The organism is Pseudohongiella sp., from assembly GCF_040877505.1.
Classification (GTDB): domain Bacteria; phylum Pseudomonadota; class Gammaproteobacteria; order Pseudomonadales; family Pseudohongiellaceae; genus Pseudohongiella.
In genome coordinates, this window is sequence record NZ_JBBDNQ010000019.1 from 256,752 (window position 1) to 274,522 (window position 17,771).

Below are 17,771 nucleotides of genomic sequence, written 5' to 3' on the forward strand. Positions count from 1 at the left end.
CATGAGCAGGCTGATTATTCTTGATCGTGACGGCGTCATCAATGAGGACTCCGATACGTTCGTCAAATCCGCCGACGAATGCATCGCAATACCCGGTAGCATTGAGGCCATTGCCCGCCTGAGCAGGGCCGGTTATCAGATTGCAGTAGCGACCAATCAGTCGGGAATTGCCCGCCGGTTGTTCGACGAATACGCACTCGCCGGGATTCACCATACCATCAATGACTGGGTGGAAGAGGCCGGTGGCATTATCAGCGGATTCTTTTATTGTCCGCATGGTCCGGATGACGGTTGCCTGTGCCGCAAACCACTGCCCGGATTGATCCATCGAATTGCCACCGAACTTGAAGTATCAGTGATCGATGCACCTTTCGTCGGCGACAGTTTGCGGGATCTGCAGGCAGCAAAAAGTGCTGGTTGTCAGCCCGTACTGGTGCTTACCGGCAATGGCACCGCGACGGCGGACGCCGGTCTGCCCGATGAGCTTTGCGATACACCGGTGCATGCCGACCTGGCGTCGTTCGTCAACACGTTATTGGATTCAGATTCTCAATGATCAACAAGATTCGCTCAGTACTGTTTTTCCTGGGTTATGCCGGCCTGACATTTATCATCTCAGTGCTGATCATTTCCCTGTTCTGGCTGCTGCCACCGCGGCGTCGTTATTATCTTTACGCTCTGTGGTGTCGGCTGGTGATTGGCTGGCTTCGCATCACCAGCAATGTGCGTTACGAAATAGAAGGTGCGGAGAATATACCCGATCACCCGGTCATCATTTTCAGTAATCACCAAAGCACCTGGGAAACCATTTTTCTGTACCAGTTGTTCACGCCGGTGTGCCCCATTCTCAAGAAAGAACTGCTGGAGATTCCGTTCTGGGGCTGGGCGCTGCGCTTGCAAAGACCCATCGCAATTGATCGCAGCAAACCCCGGGAGGCCGGCAAATCATTGCTGAAACAGGGCGCCGAAAGATTGCAGGAAGGCGCGTCGGTATTGGTATTCCCGGAGGGCACTCGAGCGCCCACCGGCAAGTTGGGCAAGTTTTCCAGAGGCGGCGCGCAGCTGGCCGTAGCAACCGAAACCGAGATTGTTCCGGTGCTGCATAATGCCGGCAAGCACTGGCCTGCCGGCAGCACGCGGAAAAATCCCGGTACCATCAAGTTGATTGTTGGTAAGCCCATCTCAACCCAGGGCAAAACCTCCAAGGAAGTGAACCTGGAGTTTCTGATCTGGGTCGAATCAAAGCGTCACGAACTGGGCCTTGAGTATGCCGGTGAGCCGAATGAAGCCAATTAGCCGGCTTTGTTGGCTCACTACTGCCTGATACCCATCAATCATCGCCGGTCAGGCTGGCATCACGCCAACCAGAGTCACCAGCTGCTCATCAGTGACTGCATAGTCTCCGTTGATTTCCGCTGTACCGATATCAAAGTCAAAGCGCGACTCGAATATATCCGCGCTCGCCAGATCAAGGTCACCCTGAATACGCAGCAGCGGCCCCAATTTGACATCGACCATATTCAGTGACACCGGTGACAGTCCGGATATGCCGAGATACTCCTCCAGTGGAAACTTCAGATCCGCCTTCATCGAAGCTTGCAGGAAGTCCAGCACATAACCAACGGTCAGGCCGATCTCGGTATCATTGGAGAACATGGCCTCCGGCGCCAGTGAGATATCGTAGCTCACAATACCGTCACCGTTCTCGTCGTGCCTGCTGGCATTTTCAATACGCAAGCCGCTGTCGTCGTTGGCAGCAAAGATGTATTGGGTATCGTCCTCCATGGTAGCGACGTACTGGACTTCATCGATGGACAGCGTGAATTCCTGGGAGAAGTTGTAGGCCGAATAGATATCTAAGTCGGCTGCTTCAAACCCAACGGTCATATCGAAGTATTTTTTCAGTTCGTCAATCGTGGGTTGAGGTACTTCAACAACCTTCAGCATGTCCTCCAGACCAAACGACAGATCCAGCGGGTTAATGTCATCGAGGGTCTGCAAGGGCTTGACCGTGGCGCCACCGCTGACCACACCCAGTATGGCTTCAACAATTTTATTGATGATGACGGCAACCGCCTGATCAACATCGAGAGTCACTTTAACCAAGTCATTACTCTCACCATAAGCAGTAAAGAAGCCAATCTTGCCGGTGTCCTCTGCTAAGGTATCGCCCATAACCGAGTCCGGAATCACATTGAGATGCACAAAGGCGTCATTGGTCTGATCCCTGGCATCCAGCAGAAAAATTGGTGTTTTCTTGGACTGTCCGTCCAGCGCATCATAAAGCGTGCCGAGCAATGCCTCGCCCACCAGTGCCACGGTGTCGGCAAATGATTCGGTATCCTGCAGACTGCGCAGATTGGGCTGTTGCTCCCTGAGTTCGGGACTGAAGTCCAGTCTGGCATTCACCAGGTTCAACACCGTTGCGGCAAGTTCATCAAAGTCGACAGCGACCAGGCCGCCTTCTTCAAAAAATGCCGGATCAAAATCATCCGCCTTGCCTTGCGTTTCTATGGTTGGAATGCCCACTTGCAGAGAGAAAATGTCTTCCGTAAATGATTCGACGGGTATTTTAATCTGACCGACATCCTTGGTGTTAAGGTCGATCAATACCAATTCTCCTTCCGAGAAACTTTCCAGATTTATTTCTTCCTCTTCCGTTACACTCGCTATCTCTTCATCGCTCAGATTGGCCAGGTCGTCGCCCCAGCCGCCGGTGGAAACCTGCGGCGACAGACTAATGGGGCCAGCGCCAGGCGTAATATCCCAAAGGGCCTCTCCGTCGATAACCAGATTACTGTCGAGCAGGACCTTAAGTTTGGCACCCACGTCGTAGTTCAGCACGGCTTTCAGTGAAGCATTGGGGCTGATGGTGTCAAACGCAACTGCATCACCTGTGGTCTGATTAACCAGATGTGGTGTGATCAGTAATGTATCCGTGGTTCGGTTATGCTGCAGTGACGATGACACATCGTACTGCACTTGCGTATCAACCGACCCGGAATCAAGTACAAAATTGACCTGCAGACCAACCTCACCATAGAGGTCGGCTTTAACGTCGAGACTGGTCTCTCCTTGCACCTTGTTCAATTCAGTTTCGACATCGTCGTACACGTCCTGGGCAAGACCAAGGACCTCCTGAGCTCCCTGTTTGGCCAGATCAAACACATCTCTGGCAGCCTGAAACGCTGTATTAGCTGCCTCAATAGCCCCGTCCTTGATGACGCGAGCCCCAGCAATGGCTTCGTTAAGCACGGTTCGGGCACCCGCTTCAAGGCCTTCGACGGCATCGAGCGCCACATTGAGTGTGCCCCGCGCCACTGACTCCGCAGCATAGTAGGCGCTCCAGATCGCACCTGTGGCGATGTCCAGGAAATCTGCCACCAGTGCAGCATCCCTGATACCGGCAGCAGCGTCTCTTGCCGTGTTGTACGTAGCGTATGCCGCATCTATGGTGGCTTGTGCGGCAGCACCAACGGTGGCATTAAACACATCCCAGGCTGCCTGCGACGCCGTGTTGAAAGCGCTGTTGGCTGCAGCAGCAGCCTCCAGGTATATATTCCAGGCGCCATTGAGTACGGTTTGCGCCGCCTGCACAGTTGTGTTGAATGCCGATTTTGCGGTAGCAAGAACCTCCCTGGGGAGAGTCAAGGCCACGTTAATCGCATCCTCTGCCGAAATGCGGGTAGAAACCAGCGAGAATTCGCCGCTGGTCCAGGGCGCTACTCCGGTATCTTCCCACGCCTCGGTTTGCGCATTCCAGTTCTTTGCCTTGCCACCAATAATCGGCACATACTCGTTCCACTGCACCATCGGCGCCGGACCCGAAGCCCATATACCCTGATTCTGTGAACTGAATATGACCTGGTCCGAATCGCTGTCATGATCATAGACAAAGTCGATTGTGCCGGTGGTCGCGGCAATCTCGGAACCATCCGGATTCAAGCCGGTCACGGTCATGCCAAAATCGAAATCAGCGTCGACATTGGGCGGCACCACCACTACAAAATCATGCACACCCACAAAATCGTGGACCCCCGCAGTAACGTCAATGCCTGCAGCATTAAGCACACGTGCGCCGACTGGCAAGTTGGTGAAGGTAAGAACGACCGTTTCATCTTTAGCAGGTTGACTGGCAATCTTGACTTTAAGCTCGTTGACTTCAGCGCCTGCAGAGGCACTCGCCGCCAACGAAGGCGCATCGGTAAAACCTTCGACATTGAGCTGCAGCGTCTGATCGACGATTGCGCCGTGCTCATCGGTAACCTTATAACTGACATCAAGCGTCTCAAGATCACCAGTATTCAGGTCGTCATAGAAGTCGGGATCAAAATACAACTTGTTGCCTTGCAGCTGCCAGCCGCCTTTGTCACCGGCGACGCCGAGGTCACTGACACTCAATACCGAGCCCTGGTCCACGTCCGCTGCGCTTTCCAGCAAATCAATAATCAGCGGATCATCTTCTTCACTGACTGTGCGCTCCAGCGAGTACTCCACGGTCGGCTTGTCGTTGCTGCCGGTCACGGTAATGGTGAGCTGAGACGAGTCTTCAGCGCCATTGTTGTCTGCCATCGTGTAGTCAATTTTGACCGTGGCTTCCTGATCCAGCGCCAGGTAATCATAGTCAGAGCCGGGGGTCCAACGCACCTGATTATTGACTATCGCAGCGATACCCAACCCTGATGCAATGGAAACGGCGGTAACTGTCTTTGTATCCTTGATATCCACATCAGTGTCATTGGCCAGCACCTCCACCAGCAATACAGCATTCTCATCGGTGGTACCCGTATCAACATTAGCCACCGGGGCATCGTTGGTACCGGTTATGGTGATGCTTACCACGGCCGTGGCGGCGTCCCGGTCTGCGTCAGTCACCTGGTAGGTGAATTCAACCTGCGCAGTTTCACCTTCTGCCAGATAGTCAAATTCCATGCCCGGGTCGTACGAGAAGCTGCCGTCTGGGGCCAGTGCCAGGTCACCTTTCGCGGGCCCCTGGATCAAGGTGACCTCTCGCACCAGATCCGGCACATCATCGTTGTCGGTGACGTTGCCGGTGACGATGCTGTGCTCAGTCAACGTAGTCTGGGACACGTTGTTTGCTATGATCTCCTCGTCTCGGGGATCCTGAGCAACGCCATCAACAAAGATTTCCAGACTTTGCGTGCGACGCGCGGTCAGACCCAGCGACGTGAACTCGTAACCTGAGCTGTTGTTTTTGCCTTTGGCATTGGGCGCTGTGGAGGAGATAAAAGCCAGATATCCGGCCACATCTGCCTGGATGTCATCGCGCATCCACTCATCGCGGGTCATTCTCAGTTCCAGAATATTGGTACCTGAGCCGCCATCATAGTCATCGGTGGCGCCTTCATTGAGCCCAACCGTATAGACCAGCCGGTCATCGCCCGAGCCGCCTTTGACCCAGTCGTTACCACCACCGCCGGACACGGTGTCATCACCGGACTTGCCGTCCACTGTTTCATCGGCTGAGGTGCCTACCAGGAGATCGTTGCCATTGCGACCGAACAGCTTGTCTGAGGGACTTTTTTTGTTGCTGCCGTTGCTTTTGTTATTGGCATTTTTATTTTTGCTCACGATTGAGGTATCTCCGGAAATAAGGGGTCGTTGACCGAATGGAAGGGCTCAGCATTGCGGCTGAATTGAGATGCCTTGAATACTACCCATTCTGTTCTCTCGGGGTTTGACCGTATGTCTCAAAAGCATTGACTGTATGTCTCAGATGGTTTGATCTGGGAACTGTAATGGTCTAAGGTTCGTAGACGGTCCCAAAAGCAGCTGAAAGAATGGTCTGATGAGCTCTGTTAACAAATCCACCTTTACCACGCGGCATTTAAGCCCGGAACTTCGGTTGCCTGCCTGGCAGATGAACATCTGCCCAATGTTTGAAATCACGCCAGCGTCGGAAATCACCAATACCGGCGACCACAACAGCATCACCAGCTATCTGATTGACAATCAGATCATGTTTTCGGGCTGCACCAAACACGCACAGCGATTTGCGCGCACACCCTTAAAGGTGGCCCGCGACGGTCTGGATAATTATGTATTGCAGACACACCGGCGTGGCAAGCAGACGCTACGCCATGGAGGCAAAACCACGACCTGCGAACCGGGCGATTTGATAGTTCTGGATCTGGCGGACAGTTATGAGGCAACTGCAACAGACTCTACGCAGTGTTCATTGATGATTCCGCGACACATGTTATCACCACTGTTGGTGAATCCGGACGGTCAGGGCGGGCGGGTGCTGCGAAGTGATTCACCTCTGGCAACACTTGTCGTCAACCATATAAAAGCCGTTTTTGACGTAATAGATTCCATGAGCGAGATGGAGGCGTCACAAATCATTCAACCAACCGTGCAGCTGGTCGCCGGCGCCCTCAATGGCTCTGTAGATCACATACCGGGTGGCGGCACAGCCATTTCAACCAGCCTTCTGGCACATGCCAAGGCCGAGATTGAAAATAATTTGCAACGCAATATCAGCATAGGCAAGCTCAGTGCTGCACTGAACCATTCGCGTGCTACGCTCTATCGTTTGTTCGAGCCGGAAGGAGGTGTCCGCGCATACGTACAGGAACGTCGGTTAAGACGAAGTGCGGAAGACCTGTTATCCGGGCAGGGTGTCAACAAAAGAATATGTGATATCGCCTACACCTGGGGATTTGCCAGCGAAGCGCATTATTCACGGGCATTTCGTACCCGCTTTGGCATGACACCCGGCGAAGCCAGAGCCGGTCGACTGGCGATGTTTCCGGTGGAAAATGGTGTTGAACTGGCGGAAATTGGAGATCTCAATTACGGACAGTGGCTGACCCAGACCTTACGTCTGTAAATACAATATCTTCAGAGCGGCGAAGAGCGCGAGCAAATGAGTTCTGTCAAAAAATCAACGTTTAGTACCCGGCATCTCAGCCCTGAAAAGCGACTATCTGCCTGGAAGAAAAACATCGGTCCGATGTTTGAGATATCGCCCGCCGCGAAGTCCATCAATATCGACGTCCATAATACTGTCAGCAGCTATCTGGTTGATAATAAACTTTTATTTTCCGGTTGTACCAGTTACGCACAGCGCTTCAAGCGTACGCCCCTGAAGATAGCCAGCGATGGTCTGGATAGCTACGCTATTCAGACGCATTTGAGTGGCGAGCAGGAACTTCATCATGGGGGAAAGACCAACACCTGCAAACCGGGAGATTTGATTATTCTGGATCTGGCGATCAGCTATGAGGCGACCGCAACAGACTCTGCGCAACGTTCACTGGTAGTCCCGCGACACTTGTTAGCGCCGCTGTTAGTCAATCCAGACGATCAGGGCGGGAGGGTGCTGAGAGGTGACTCGCCACTGGCAAAACTGGTTGTCAATCATATGCAGGCAGTTTTCGACATCGCTGAGTCCCTGAACGATATGGAAGCGTCGCAGGTCGTTCAACCAACATTGCTGCTGGTTGCCAGTGCCCTCAATGGCTCAATAGACCAGGTACCTGACGGCGGCGCCGCGGTCTCGGCCGGTCTTCTGATGCACGCCAAAGCTGTGATCGAAAAAAATCTGCAACATGATATAAGCATTGGCAAACTCAGTGCCTCGTTGAACCACTCGCGCGCTACCCTCTATCGGTTATTCGAGCCCGTGGGGGGTGTTCGCGCCTACATACAGGAGCGCCGGCTCCGACGAAGCGCGGAGGAGCTGTTGTCCGCCCAGGGTGCCAGCAAACGAATATGTGATATCGCCTATACCTGGGGATTTGTCAGCGAGGCCCATTATTCACGAGCATTTCGAACCCGCTTTGGTATGACACCTGGCGAAGCCAGAGCCAGTCGATTGGCTATGTTCCCGGTGGAGAATGGTGTCGATTCCGCAGATCTTGGAGATATCGATTACGGTCAGTGGCTGATGCAGACCCTGCGCCTGTGAGCCGACAGAGGCTTGTAACTTCACCTCTATCGACTCTCAACCGCAGTTGCATCAGGCAGGCATGACGCCGACCAGGGTTACCAGCTGTTCATCTACCGTGTCAAAACCACCATCGACGTCCGCCGAGCCCAGATTAAAGTCAAAGCGCGACTCGAATATATCCGCGCTTGCCAGGTCCAGATCACCCTGAAGTCGCAGTAGCGGCCCAAGATTGACATCTGCAAGGTTGAGCGGAATGGCGGGCAAGCCTTCTATGTCCAGCAGGTCATCAAGCGGCAGCATCAGATCTGCCGCCAGTGATGCCTTCAGGAAGTCCAGTACATACCCGATCTCCAGACCGATCTCTGTATCATTGGAGAACATGGCCTTGGGCACCATGTTCATCTGGTAGTCCACCACACCATTACCATCGGCATCATGCTGACTGGCATTTTCGATAACCAGACTGCCCTCGGTATTAGCAGCAAACAGGTATTGCGCGCCATCTTCCAGGGTGACCTGGTACTCAACATCATCCAGTGACAGGGTAAACTCTTGCGAGAACTTGATGGCGGAGTAGACATCGAGATCTGCCGCTTCAAAACCAACATTAAGGTCAAAGTACTTGGTCATCTGGTCGATCGTTGATTGCGGAGCTTCAATGGCCTTGAGTATTTCTTCCAGCCCAAACGACAGATCCAGCGGGTTAATATCCGGCAAGGCTTGCAGGAAAGATACCGTTGAACCCGAACTCGCGGTGGCTGCCGCGGCTTCTATAATCTTGTTGACTATAACCGCAACCGCCTGGTCGATATCAATAGTTACTCTAACCAGATCGTTGCTCTCACCATAGGACGTAAAGAAACCAAATTTGCCGGTATCTGCGGTTACCGTATTCCCCATCACTGAATCCGGAAATAAGTTCAGGTGCAACAGTGAACTGCTGGTCTCATCAGTGGCATCCAGCAGGAATACCGGCGTGTTTTCTGACTGACCATCCAGAGCGGAAAACAGTGTGCCCAGAAACGCTTCGCCCAGCAGACTGACAGCGGCGGCAAAGGATTCGGCTTCCTGCAAACTGCCCAGATTCAGTTGCTCTCGCAGTTCGGGACTAAAGTCCAGCCTGGCATTTAGCAGATTCATGACTGAACCGACGATCTCACCCAGGTCCACCGCAACCAGGCCACCTTCAGCATAATATGAGGGACTATAGGCAGCAGCTTTGCCTTGTGTTTGCACCGTTGGCACACCCAGTTCAATTGAAACAATATCTTCTGTTAACGTGCCGATAAATGGCACTTCAAACTGGTCAAGTTCTGCGGTGTTGATATCTATCAGCACCAACTCACCTACTGAAATACCCTCCAGATTCAAATCACCTGCCAGATCCTCGATGTCATCTTTCAGGTTTTCAAAGTCCTCAGCCCAGCCGCCAGTGGTGACAGATGTACCAATATTGATAGGCCCCTCGCCCTGAGAAATATCCCAGATTACGGTGTTGCCAATGACCAGGTTACTGTCAAGCAGAACATTCAGGTTGGCACCGACATCATATAGCAGAGCAGCTTTGAGCGAGGCGTTCGGGCTGATGGTTTCAAAGGCCACTGCCTCACCGGTGGTCTGATTGACCAGGTGCGGTGTGATCATCAATACATCGCTGGTGCGGTTGTGTTGCAGTGTTGAGGCGACATCGTATTGCACCTCGGTATCCACGGAGCCAGAATCCAGCACAAAATCAATCTGCAGGCCCACTTCGGCGTACATATCAGCGTTGATATCTAAACTTGTTTTACCCTGAACAGTGTCAAGTGCTGCTGAAGCCACATCAAACGCCAATTGTGCAGTATCAAATATCGCCTTCGCAGCATCAAAAACAGCCTGCTTTGCCGTGTTGTAAACGTTTTCGGCCGCTGCAAAGGTAGCATTCGCAGCCTCTATCGCCCGTTCTGAGGCCCAGTTTGCTGCCGCGATGGCGGCATCGTAGGTAACCTGAGCCGCTTCCGCAATCTTCTCTGCCGACCAATTCACACCAGCCAAAGCAGCCTCCTTTGCGGCGGCCGCCGCATTCACGACTTCATTGTAAACAGCCCATGCCGAATTCGATACCCAGCCGCCAAGCCATCCGAAGGTAGCGATGGCACCGTCGCGTACGGCCGCTGCTGCGTTGACAGCCGCATTGTATGTGGCAATAGCGACATCCTCTGCAACCTGACTGATGCCGTTTATCGCAGTATCAAAAACCTCTTGCGCTTTGCTAGTTGCTGCCTGAAAAACGTTTCCTGCGGTAGTCAGAGCTGTACCGAATGCCGAAACTGCCGCGTTGTACGTTGACTGCACGGCCGAGTCAATTGCATAGGCTGTGTCATTGAATGTGTCTTCTGCCGCATCCAATGTGGCCTGGGCACCTGCCAAGGCAATATTCTTTGCCTGTTCAGCACTGACTTCAGCACTGAACAGGCTAAAACTACCGCTGGTCCAGGGAGCTTCGTCGGTGGCTTCCCATGCTTTGGTAGCGGTATTCCAGGCCTTGGTTTTACCACCAATGATCGGAATGTATTCGTGCCACTGCACCATGGGTGCATCGCCTGAGGCCCAGATACCCTGGTCTTCAGAAGAAAAAGTCACCTGGTTATTCAGTTGCGTATGATCATAAATGAAGTCAATCGCACCAGAAGTGGAACCAATTTCCGAGCCATCTGCCCTGAACCCTGTTACGGTCATGCCAAAATCGAAGTCGGCGTCAGCTTCCGGCGGTAACACCACAAAGAAATTGTGTGTACCGGCAAAATTATTCACACCACCCGTCACATCAGCACGCGCAGCGTCAAGCACCCGGGCGCCCACTGGTAGATTGGTGAACGATAGTACAACACGCTCGTCATTGGCTGGCTGACTGGCGATTTTGACCTGCAGTTCGTTAACTGCCGTGCCTGCAGTTGCAATGGCGGCCAGCGATGGTGCGTCCGTAAATCCTTCGATGTTTATCGCCAGTGTCTGATCGACGCTTGCACCTTTTTCGTCGGTAACTTTATAACTAACGTTTAGTGTCTCCAGGTCACCGGTGTTCAGCTCATCAAAATGGTGCGGGTCGATAACCAGCTGGTTTTCGTTGAGCGTCCAGCCGCCTTTGCCATCGGCAACACTCAGATCACTGACACTCAACACGGCACCATTGTCCAGATCCGCGGCGCTTTCCAGTAAATCAACGGTAAATACCGTATCTTCCTCACTGGCTGTGCGTGACAGTGCATAATCCACCGTTGGTGCATCGTTGCTGCCGGTCACGGTGATAGTTAGTGTTGATGAATCCTCGGCGCCGTTGTTGTCTTCCATGGTGTAGCTAATTTCGACTTTGGCGGATTCACCCACGGCCAGGTAGTCGTAATCCGTTCCGGGGGTCCATTGCACCTGATTGTTTACGACGGCCGCTATACCCAGGCCGGAGACAATGGTGGCAGCAATCACGGTATGGGTGTCACTGTCATCAACGTCGGTGTCGTTGGCCAGCACATCCACCAGTAGTGACGCGTTTTCATCGGTGGTGCCGGTGTCGACGTTGGCTACCGGGCCATCGTTGCTGCCGGTCACGGTGATAGTTAGTGTTGATGAATCCTCGGCGCCGTTGTTGTCTTCCATGGTGTAGCTAATTTCGACTTTGGCGGATTCACCCACGGCCAGGTAGTCATAATCGGCGCCGGGGGACCATTCGACCTTGTTATCAACAATAGCAACAACACCCAGGCCGGCGGCGATAGTGGCGGCGGTGACGGTATGGGTATCGCTGGCATCGATATCGGTGTCGTTGGCCAGCACATCCACTAACAACGCACCGTTCTCATCGGTGGTGCCGGTGTCGACGTTGGCCACCGGGCCATCGTTGCTGCCGGTCACGGTGAGGGCCAGTGTTGATGACGCCTCGGCACCGTTGTTGTCCTTGATGGTGTAGTTGATTTCAACGGTCGCGGATTCATTCAACGCCAGGTAGTCGTAATCCGTGCCGGGGGTCCATTGCACCTGATTGTTTACGATGGCCGCTATACCCAGGCCGGAGACAATGGTGGCAGCAATCACGGTATGGGTGTCACTGTCATCAACGTCGGTGTCGTTGGCCAGCACATCCACCAGTAGTGACGCGTTTTCATCGGTGGTGCCGGTGTCGACGTTGGCTACTGGGCCATCGTTGCTGCCGGTCACAGTGATAGTCAGCACAGAGGAGTCCTCGGCGCCGTTATTGTCTTCCATGGTGTAGTTAATTTCGACTGTGGCGGATTCACCCACGGCCAGGTAGTCATAGTCCGTGCCAGGAGTCCATTCAACTTTGTTATCAACAATGGCGACGACGCCCAGACCGGCAGCGATGGTTGCCGCAGTGACGATATGGGTATCGCTGGCATCAACATCCGTGTCGTTAGCAAGTACATCCACCCGCAAAACAGCATTCTCATCCGTGGTGCCGGTATCGACATTGGCCACTGGGCCATCGTTGGTGCCGGTTATGGTGATGCTTACCACGGCCGTGGCGGTGTCCCGGTCTGCGTCAGTCACCTGGTAGGTGAATTCAACCTGCGCAGTTTCACCTTCCGCCAGATAGTCAAATTCCATGCCCGGGTCGTATGAAAAACTGCCATCAGAGGTCAGCGACAGGCTTCCTTGCGCGGGCCCCTGGACCAGCGTGACCTCGCGCACCAAATCCGGCACATCGTCGTTAGCCACCACATTGCCAGTGACAATGCTGTGCTCTGTAAGGGTTGTCCGGGAAACATTATTAGCCACGATGATATCGTCTCGCGGATCCTGAGCGACACCATCAACCAGAACCTCCAGGCTCTGCATACGACGCGCAGTCATGCCCAGCGACGTGAACTCATAGCCCGAGCTGTTGTTTTTGCCTTTTGCATTAGGGGCTGCGGAGTCCAGAAAGGCCAGATATCCGGCAACATCGGCCTGGATATCATCACGCATCCACTCATCCCGGGTCATCCTGAGCTCTAGAATATTGCTGCCAGAGCCTCCATCGTAGAGATCGGTTGCACCAACATTGAGCCCAACGGTGTAGACCAGCTTGTCGTTACCTGAACCACCTTTGACCCAGTCATCGCCCCCACCGCTTGAAACCGTGTCGTCGCCCGCCTTGCCGTCCACTGTTTCGTCAAGAGCTGTGCCATCCAGGATGTCGTTGCTATTGCGGCCGTTGAGTTTGTCCGAAGTACCGGTGTTGTTGCCGGCGCTATTGCCTTTATTCTTATTGCTCACGTTTAGAGTGTCTCCTGGAATAAGGTTATTCGACCGTGTCGATAGATTGAGCGATGAGGCTGAATTCGCGTGGATGGATGGTATCCAATTCTGGCCTCGCGGCTTTGACTATACGTCCCAAAAACTCTGACTGTACGTCCCAGGATTTGATCTGCGAACGAGAATGTTCTAAAGTCTCTTGAAATCTAATCAGAAAAATTGCTACTCACTGATGAGCGCCCTGCAGAAATCCCTTTTTACCACTCAGTATCTTTGTCCTGATCAGCAGCTCGGGGTCTGGGAAGAGAGCATTGATACGCTTTTTGATGTGACTCCATCACCTCAAAGCATCAGCTCAAGATGCCATACCACCGTTGCCAGCTTCCTGATCGACAACCAGTTTATGTTCTCCGGGTGCAGCACCCACGCGCAACGTTTTGAGCGTCCGCCATTAAGGGTTGCTCGTGACAATCTGGATTATTATGTCGTGCAGACGCATTTGAGCGGCACCCAGGAAATCGCACACGGGTCAGCAACGGTCTGTTGTAATCCAGGGGATCTCCTGATTCTGGACATGGCAGACAAGCATGAAGCAACGACAACCGCGTTCACGCAGCGCTCTCTGGTAATTCCGCGACACATGTTGACACCACTTTTGTCCGATCCAGACAGCCAGGCGGGTCGGGTACTCAAGGGAGGGTCACCACTGACAACATTGGTGGTCAATCACATGAAAACCGCGTTCAACCTGCTGGGTGGCATGACTGAGGAAGAGGCGCAGCAACTGATACAGCCAACTGTGCATTTGGTTGCCAGTGCACTCAACGGGTCGCTTGAGCGTATCCCTGACGGCGGCGCAGCGGTGGCATCCAGCCTGCTTGCACAGGCAAAGTTAGAAATCGAGAACAATCTTCAACGCAACATTAATGTTGATAGGCTTTGCGCCTCTCTAAAACATTCACGTTCGGCACTTTACAGACTTTTTGAGCCAATAGGCGGTATTCGGGCATATATTCAGGAAAGGCGATTACGACGCAGTGCACATGAGTTATTGTCTGACAAATTTTCGAACAGGCGTATTTGTGATATCGCCTATGCTTGGGGTTTTGCCAGTGAGGCGCATTATTCACGCGCGTTTCGGCAACGATTTGGAATGACACCCAGCGAAGCAAAGATATGTCGCGCGGGAACATGTCAGGTCGATAAAGAGACAAACCGGACAGAAGTAGGTGATCGCGACTATGAACGCTGGCTGAGCGAAGTATTGCGCATGTGATGCGTTGATCATTGCCAGCGTATTTTACAGAAATCAATTTTTACAGAGATCGATGCCTTGTTGTGACATATGGCATATTTATGAATACCACACGCCGAAAAACCGAGCCATCATATATCAAAATTGATGTAAACAGGATTGGACAACATCAGAACATTGTTCTGTTGGTCAATGACTTCGGTGCGAAACCACTCGCGTTGGCCAGTGCTGGTGAAAACTGACTGAGCAGTCATCGAATTATTGGCGTGTGTGTAGTTAATTGCATTGGTCATTGCTACCCCATTGCGGTACAGAATAATACTGCTGTCAGGGGCATGCTCAACGTTGACGTTTATTTCAATTTCATCCCCTGAACTTACCTGCAAGTTCTCGCCCATGATCGCGGTTTGCTCTGCCGAGGTCGCTGTCATATCCAGCACACGATCACGACTACCCTCGAGATCAACAAAAACCCTGCCTTGCCTGATGCCCTGCATCAGATCTGCCTGACTCAGAGATGCCGCATGTATGACTGTGGTGATCTGCCCCAGTGCTGACAGGCGACCGCTGGCAGCGTCAAGATCTGCACTGTGATTGTCGCTGCCGGCAATTCCCGTGATTCGATAGCCTTTGTTGAGGAGATCTTGCCAGAAAGGAATGCCCGACAATGGGCCATAGATCTCACCATTGCTGCTGTCGATGACGCTTCCGTTAATAATCTCGATGGCATGCACCAGAGAATAGTCCGTGTCTGCTACCCAGCCACATCCCATGCAAGCCTCGCCCGAGGGCAAACCCGGGTGGTTTAACGACACCAAGCCTCCGTCATCACCAACGTCACGCAGGATCGAATCCATCTGCGCATTGGTGGCGCGGAAATCAATAAAATCGGTGGTGCCAAAAATATTGCTGTGGCCAAAAAACGTGGTAATTTCACGACCAGCCATCAATACCATCTGGTCAAACGCTATTTGCAGTTCTTGCAAGGCTTGATGATGAGAGGTGGCGTTGTGCTCAGTGATAGCCAGAAAATCCAGACCCAATGCAGCCGCAGCTTCAACGCTGCGATACACGGGGCACGGCACCGACTCACCACTTTGGGACCGGCAGCTGCCATCACTGTGCCCCGTATGTGCATGCAACTCACCGCGGTACCATGCAGGTGAATCGTTTAGCGCAATAGTGGCGAACGGGCGCGCCCCGGCCATTGCGCCGGATTCCAGTAATATCTCTGCGCGGTACTTAGCGACCGAACCCTCACGTATGTTTGGCACGCCCAAAATCAATTTCCATGTTCCTGAAATCACCGGTCCGGGCAGGTAGGAAGGCGTGGCATAGCTTTCGGCAACGGTGAAAGTGGATTTGTTGCCTCCGCTCCAGCCACGAAATCGCTCCGGATCGAATAGCCCCAGATCAACCACCGTGCGATTATCACGTTCGTACTCAACACTGACGGTGATGCGAGTGATGCCCGGTGGTACTTCGAACGGCACTTCCTGATAGCTTTCGTGGTCATTGCCAGTCAATTCGCCGCTAATAGTCAGTCTGCCCGGGTTCTCATCAGCGTGTGCAGAAAACCCTGCCAGACTGATCAACAAGCTCATGAAGACAACTTTCAGGACAATGCGTAACATTAACATAGACACTCTCAGCAGAGGTTAAGGGTAACAGCCAACCTTCCAACTGTCATAGCAGTGGGGCCCAATAGGGTACTCGTCAGATTACTGATTGGCACGATTCTCCGGCGGCAGGATCTCGCGTAGCCGGTTCGCTTCACCGTCGCGCTTCTCCAGCGTGAACGCATCATACAGTTCACCGGTCGCTGTGTAGGCCTTGAAGGTCAGCACGGAATCATCAATCGCCACGATCTGATAAAGCTGCGTATCTTCGGCAACACGTCTGGCGAAGTCACCTTTGGTGATATCGTACATCTTGGGGCCGCTGACTGAGACCACATAAACAGTGCCGATATTAGCATCGTATGCTTGCTGATAGCCGGTTGGCACGTTCTCGGTGCCAACCTTTTCGCCCACATCACCGGTGCGGGCATAGGTGTGATCGTGGCCACTGAGTACCAGGTCTACCTTGAACTCATCAAACAACGGTTTCCACAGTGCGCGCAATTCAGGATTGTCGCGATCCGAGGCAGGCGAGAACATCGGGTGATGGAAAGTCAGCACAGTCCAGCGGTTGGGATTGTCCGCGAGTACTTTGCGCAACCACGGCACCTGAGCGTCGCGCGAGCGGTTTGAGTCCAGCGAAATGAAGCGCACACCCTGGTAGTCGATGTAGTACACCGTCTCTTCCAGGCCTTCGGGTACGTCTTGTACCGGAAACGCAAACTGTGGTCGCCAATGTGTGCTGACGCTGGGGGTTCCGTTGTCGCGGCGACGATCGTCCAGCGGTGCGTCATCATAGTCAGTTCCCAACAGCTCAGCTTCGCTGAATCCAGTCAGGGTTTCCACGCCGTCGCCTACTCTGGTGATTTCATCGTCATCGTTGAATTCCAGGTAGGCGGTGCGGCCATCTGGGGCGATAGCGGTCACTTTGTACAGTTCGCTGCCATCTTCTTGATGCTCTTCGACAACCTCAACAATCACGGGCAGATCAGCCCCGGCTTTGGTCTGCCAGAATCTTTCATTTTCCGGGCCCTGGTTGGCACGAAAATATTCATGATTGCCTGGCGTGGCGATCACCGGGATAGTGCCGTTTACCCAGGCCGGTGCACCGTGCCACTCGCCCCATTCTGCATCCCAGGCGTCCTCGTTGACGAGGTCTCCTGCATGCAGGGTGAACGCAGCGCGAGGTGCATCACGGAAGGCTTCACGAAACACTCGCGACCAATGTGTCTTCACTTCGTTTTGCGCATCGCCAAAATAGATGAAGCTGAAAGGACGCGCACGATCACTGGCGGTGCGAAAGTGGAAGTACTCGCTCCAGTTTTCACCATCTCCCACGCGATACGCATAGAGGGTGTCGGCCTGCAAATTCCTGAACGTCACCGAGTGATAGTGAGCTTCGTTCAGATCGCTTTGGAAATAAGTGGTCTCTGCCTGCACACGTTCCGGATTCAGGGCGCGACCATTGACATTGGCAATCGCAATTTCGGCGACGCTTTTTTTCACCGACGTGTCCGTGCGCCAGGTAACTGATTGCGTTGAAGCCGGATCCTCGTTCCAGGTCAGAATGACGCGTTCCGGCATGGGGGTTGGCGCGTAAGCGCGATTTAGTGCGTAGGGGGTCGGCTGCCAATTATCATGATCATGTTCTTGCCCTTCCGCAAAAGGCACAGCGAAAGCAAGCATAAACATTATTCTAATGAATGTCGGTTTCATGGTTGCAGAGCCTCTCTTGTTTTTCCTGAAGAAAAAA

At 53.2% G+C, this 17,771-nt stretch carries 9 protein-coding genes; 5 read left to right on the top strand and 4 right to left on the bottom strand.

The features are described 5' to 3' along the window. The first annotated feature begins 1 nt into the window (after window position 1). Both gmhB and WD071_RS08105 read left to right on the top strand, forming a co-directional pair. Window positions 2-556, top strand: coding sequence for a D-glycero-beta-D-manno-heptose 1,7-bisphosphate 7-phosphatase (gene gmhB, locus WD071_RS08100; protein ID WP_368047845.1), 555 nt, complete (start codon window positions 2-4; stop codon window positions 554-556). Next, window positions 553-1,296 (top strand): lysophospholipid acyltransferase family protein, encoded by a 744-nt coding sequence (locus WD071_RS08105; RefSeq protein ID WP_368047846.1) that lies wholly within the window; start codon window positions 553-555, stop codon window positions 1,294-1,296. Before gmhB ends, WD071_RS08105 begins: the two co-directional genes overlap by 4 nt. 48 nt (window positions 1,297-1,344) lie before the next feature. Here the strand turns inward: WD071_RS08105 and WD071_RS08110 are convergent, their stop codons facing one another. Beyond that, window positions 1,345-5,592: a cadherin-like domain-containing protein gene (locus WD071_RS08110; RefSeq protein ID WP_368047847.1), complete on the bottom strand. Its 4,248-nt coding sequence runs from the start codon at window positions 5,590-5,592 to the stop codon at window positions 1,345-1,347. Between the two features lie 217 nt (window positions 5,593-5,809). On the opposite strand from WD071_RS08110, the gene WD071_RS08115 reads away from it, so the two are divergent. Together WD071_RS08115 and WD071_RS08120 are read left to right on the top strand one after the other, a co-directional pair. After that, window positions 5,810-6,853 carry a helix-turn-helix domain-containing protein gene (locus WD071_RS08115; RefSeq protein WP_368047848.1) on the top strand — a complete coding sequence of 348 codons (1,044 nt, stop codon included), beginning with the start codon at window positions 5,810-5,812 and terminating at the stop codon, window positions 6,851-6,853. A gap of 36 nt (window positions 6,854-6,889) precedes the next feature. Further along, a complete protein-coding gene (locus WD071_RS08120; RefSeq protein ID WP_368047849.1) occupies window positions 6,890-7,933 on the top strand; it encodes a helix-turn-helix domain-containing protein in 1,044 nt (347 codons plus the stop codon). A gap of 51 nt (window positions 7,934-7,984) precedes the next feature. Here WD071_RS08120 and WD071_RS08125 read toward each other — a convergent pair whose 3' ends face one another. After that, the gene (locus WD071_RS08125; RefSeq protein ID WP_368047850.1) at window positions 7,985-13,165 is read right to left on the bottom strand and encodes an Ig-like domain-containing protein; all 5,181 of its coding nucleotides are present in this window, start codon (window positions 13,163-13,165) and stop codon (window positions 7,985-7,987) included. A 211-nt stretch (window positions 13,166-13,376) separates the two neighbouring features. Between WD071_RS08125 and WD071_RS08130 the strand changes: the two genes are divergently transcribed. Continuing rightward, entirely contained in the window at window positions 13,377-14,420 is a 1,044-nt protein-coding gene (locus tag WD071_RS08130) for an AraC family transcriptional regulator (RefSeq protein WP_368047851.1), read from the top strand. Window positions 14,421-14,530: 110 nt separating this feature from the next. On the opposite strand, the gene WD071_RS08135 is transcribed toward WD071_RS08130, so the two are convergent. Both WD071_RS08135 and WD071_RS08140 read right to left on the bottom strand, forming a co-directional pair. After that, a complete protein-coding gene (locus WD071_RS08135; RefSeq protein ID WP_368047852.1) occupies window positions 14,531-16,003 on the bottom strand; it encodes a CehA/McbA family metallohydrolase in 1,473 nt (490 codons plus the stop codon). A gap of 117 nt (window positions 16,004-16,120) precedes the next feature. After that, the gene (locus WD071_RS08140) at window positions 16,121-17,704 is read right to left on the bottom strand and encodes a fibronectin type III domain-containing protein (RefSeq protein ID WP_368047853.1); all 1,584 of its coding nucleotides are present in this window, start codon (window positions 17,702-17,704) and stop codon (window positions 16,121-16,123) included. Window positions 17,705-17,771: the final 67 nt, after the last annotated feature.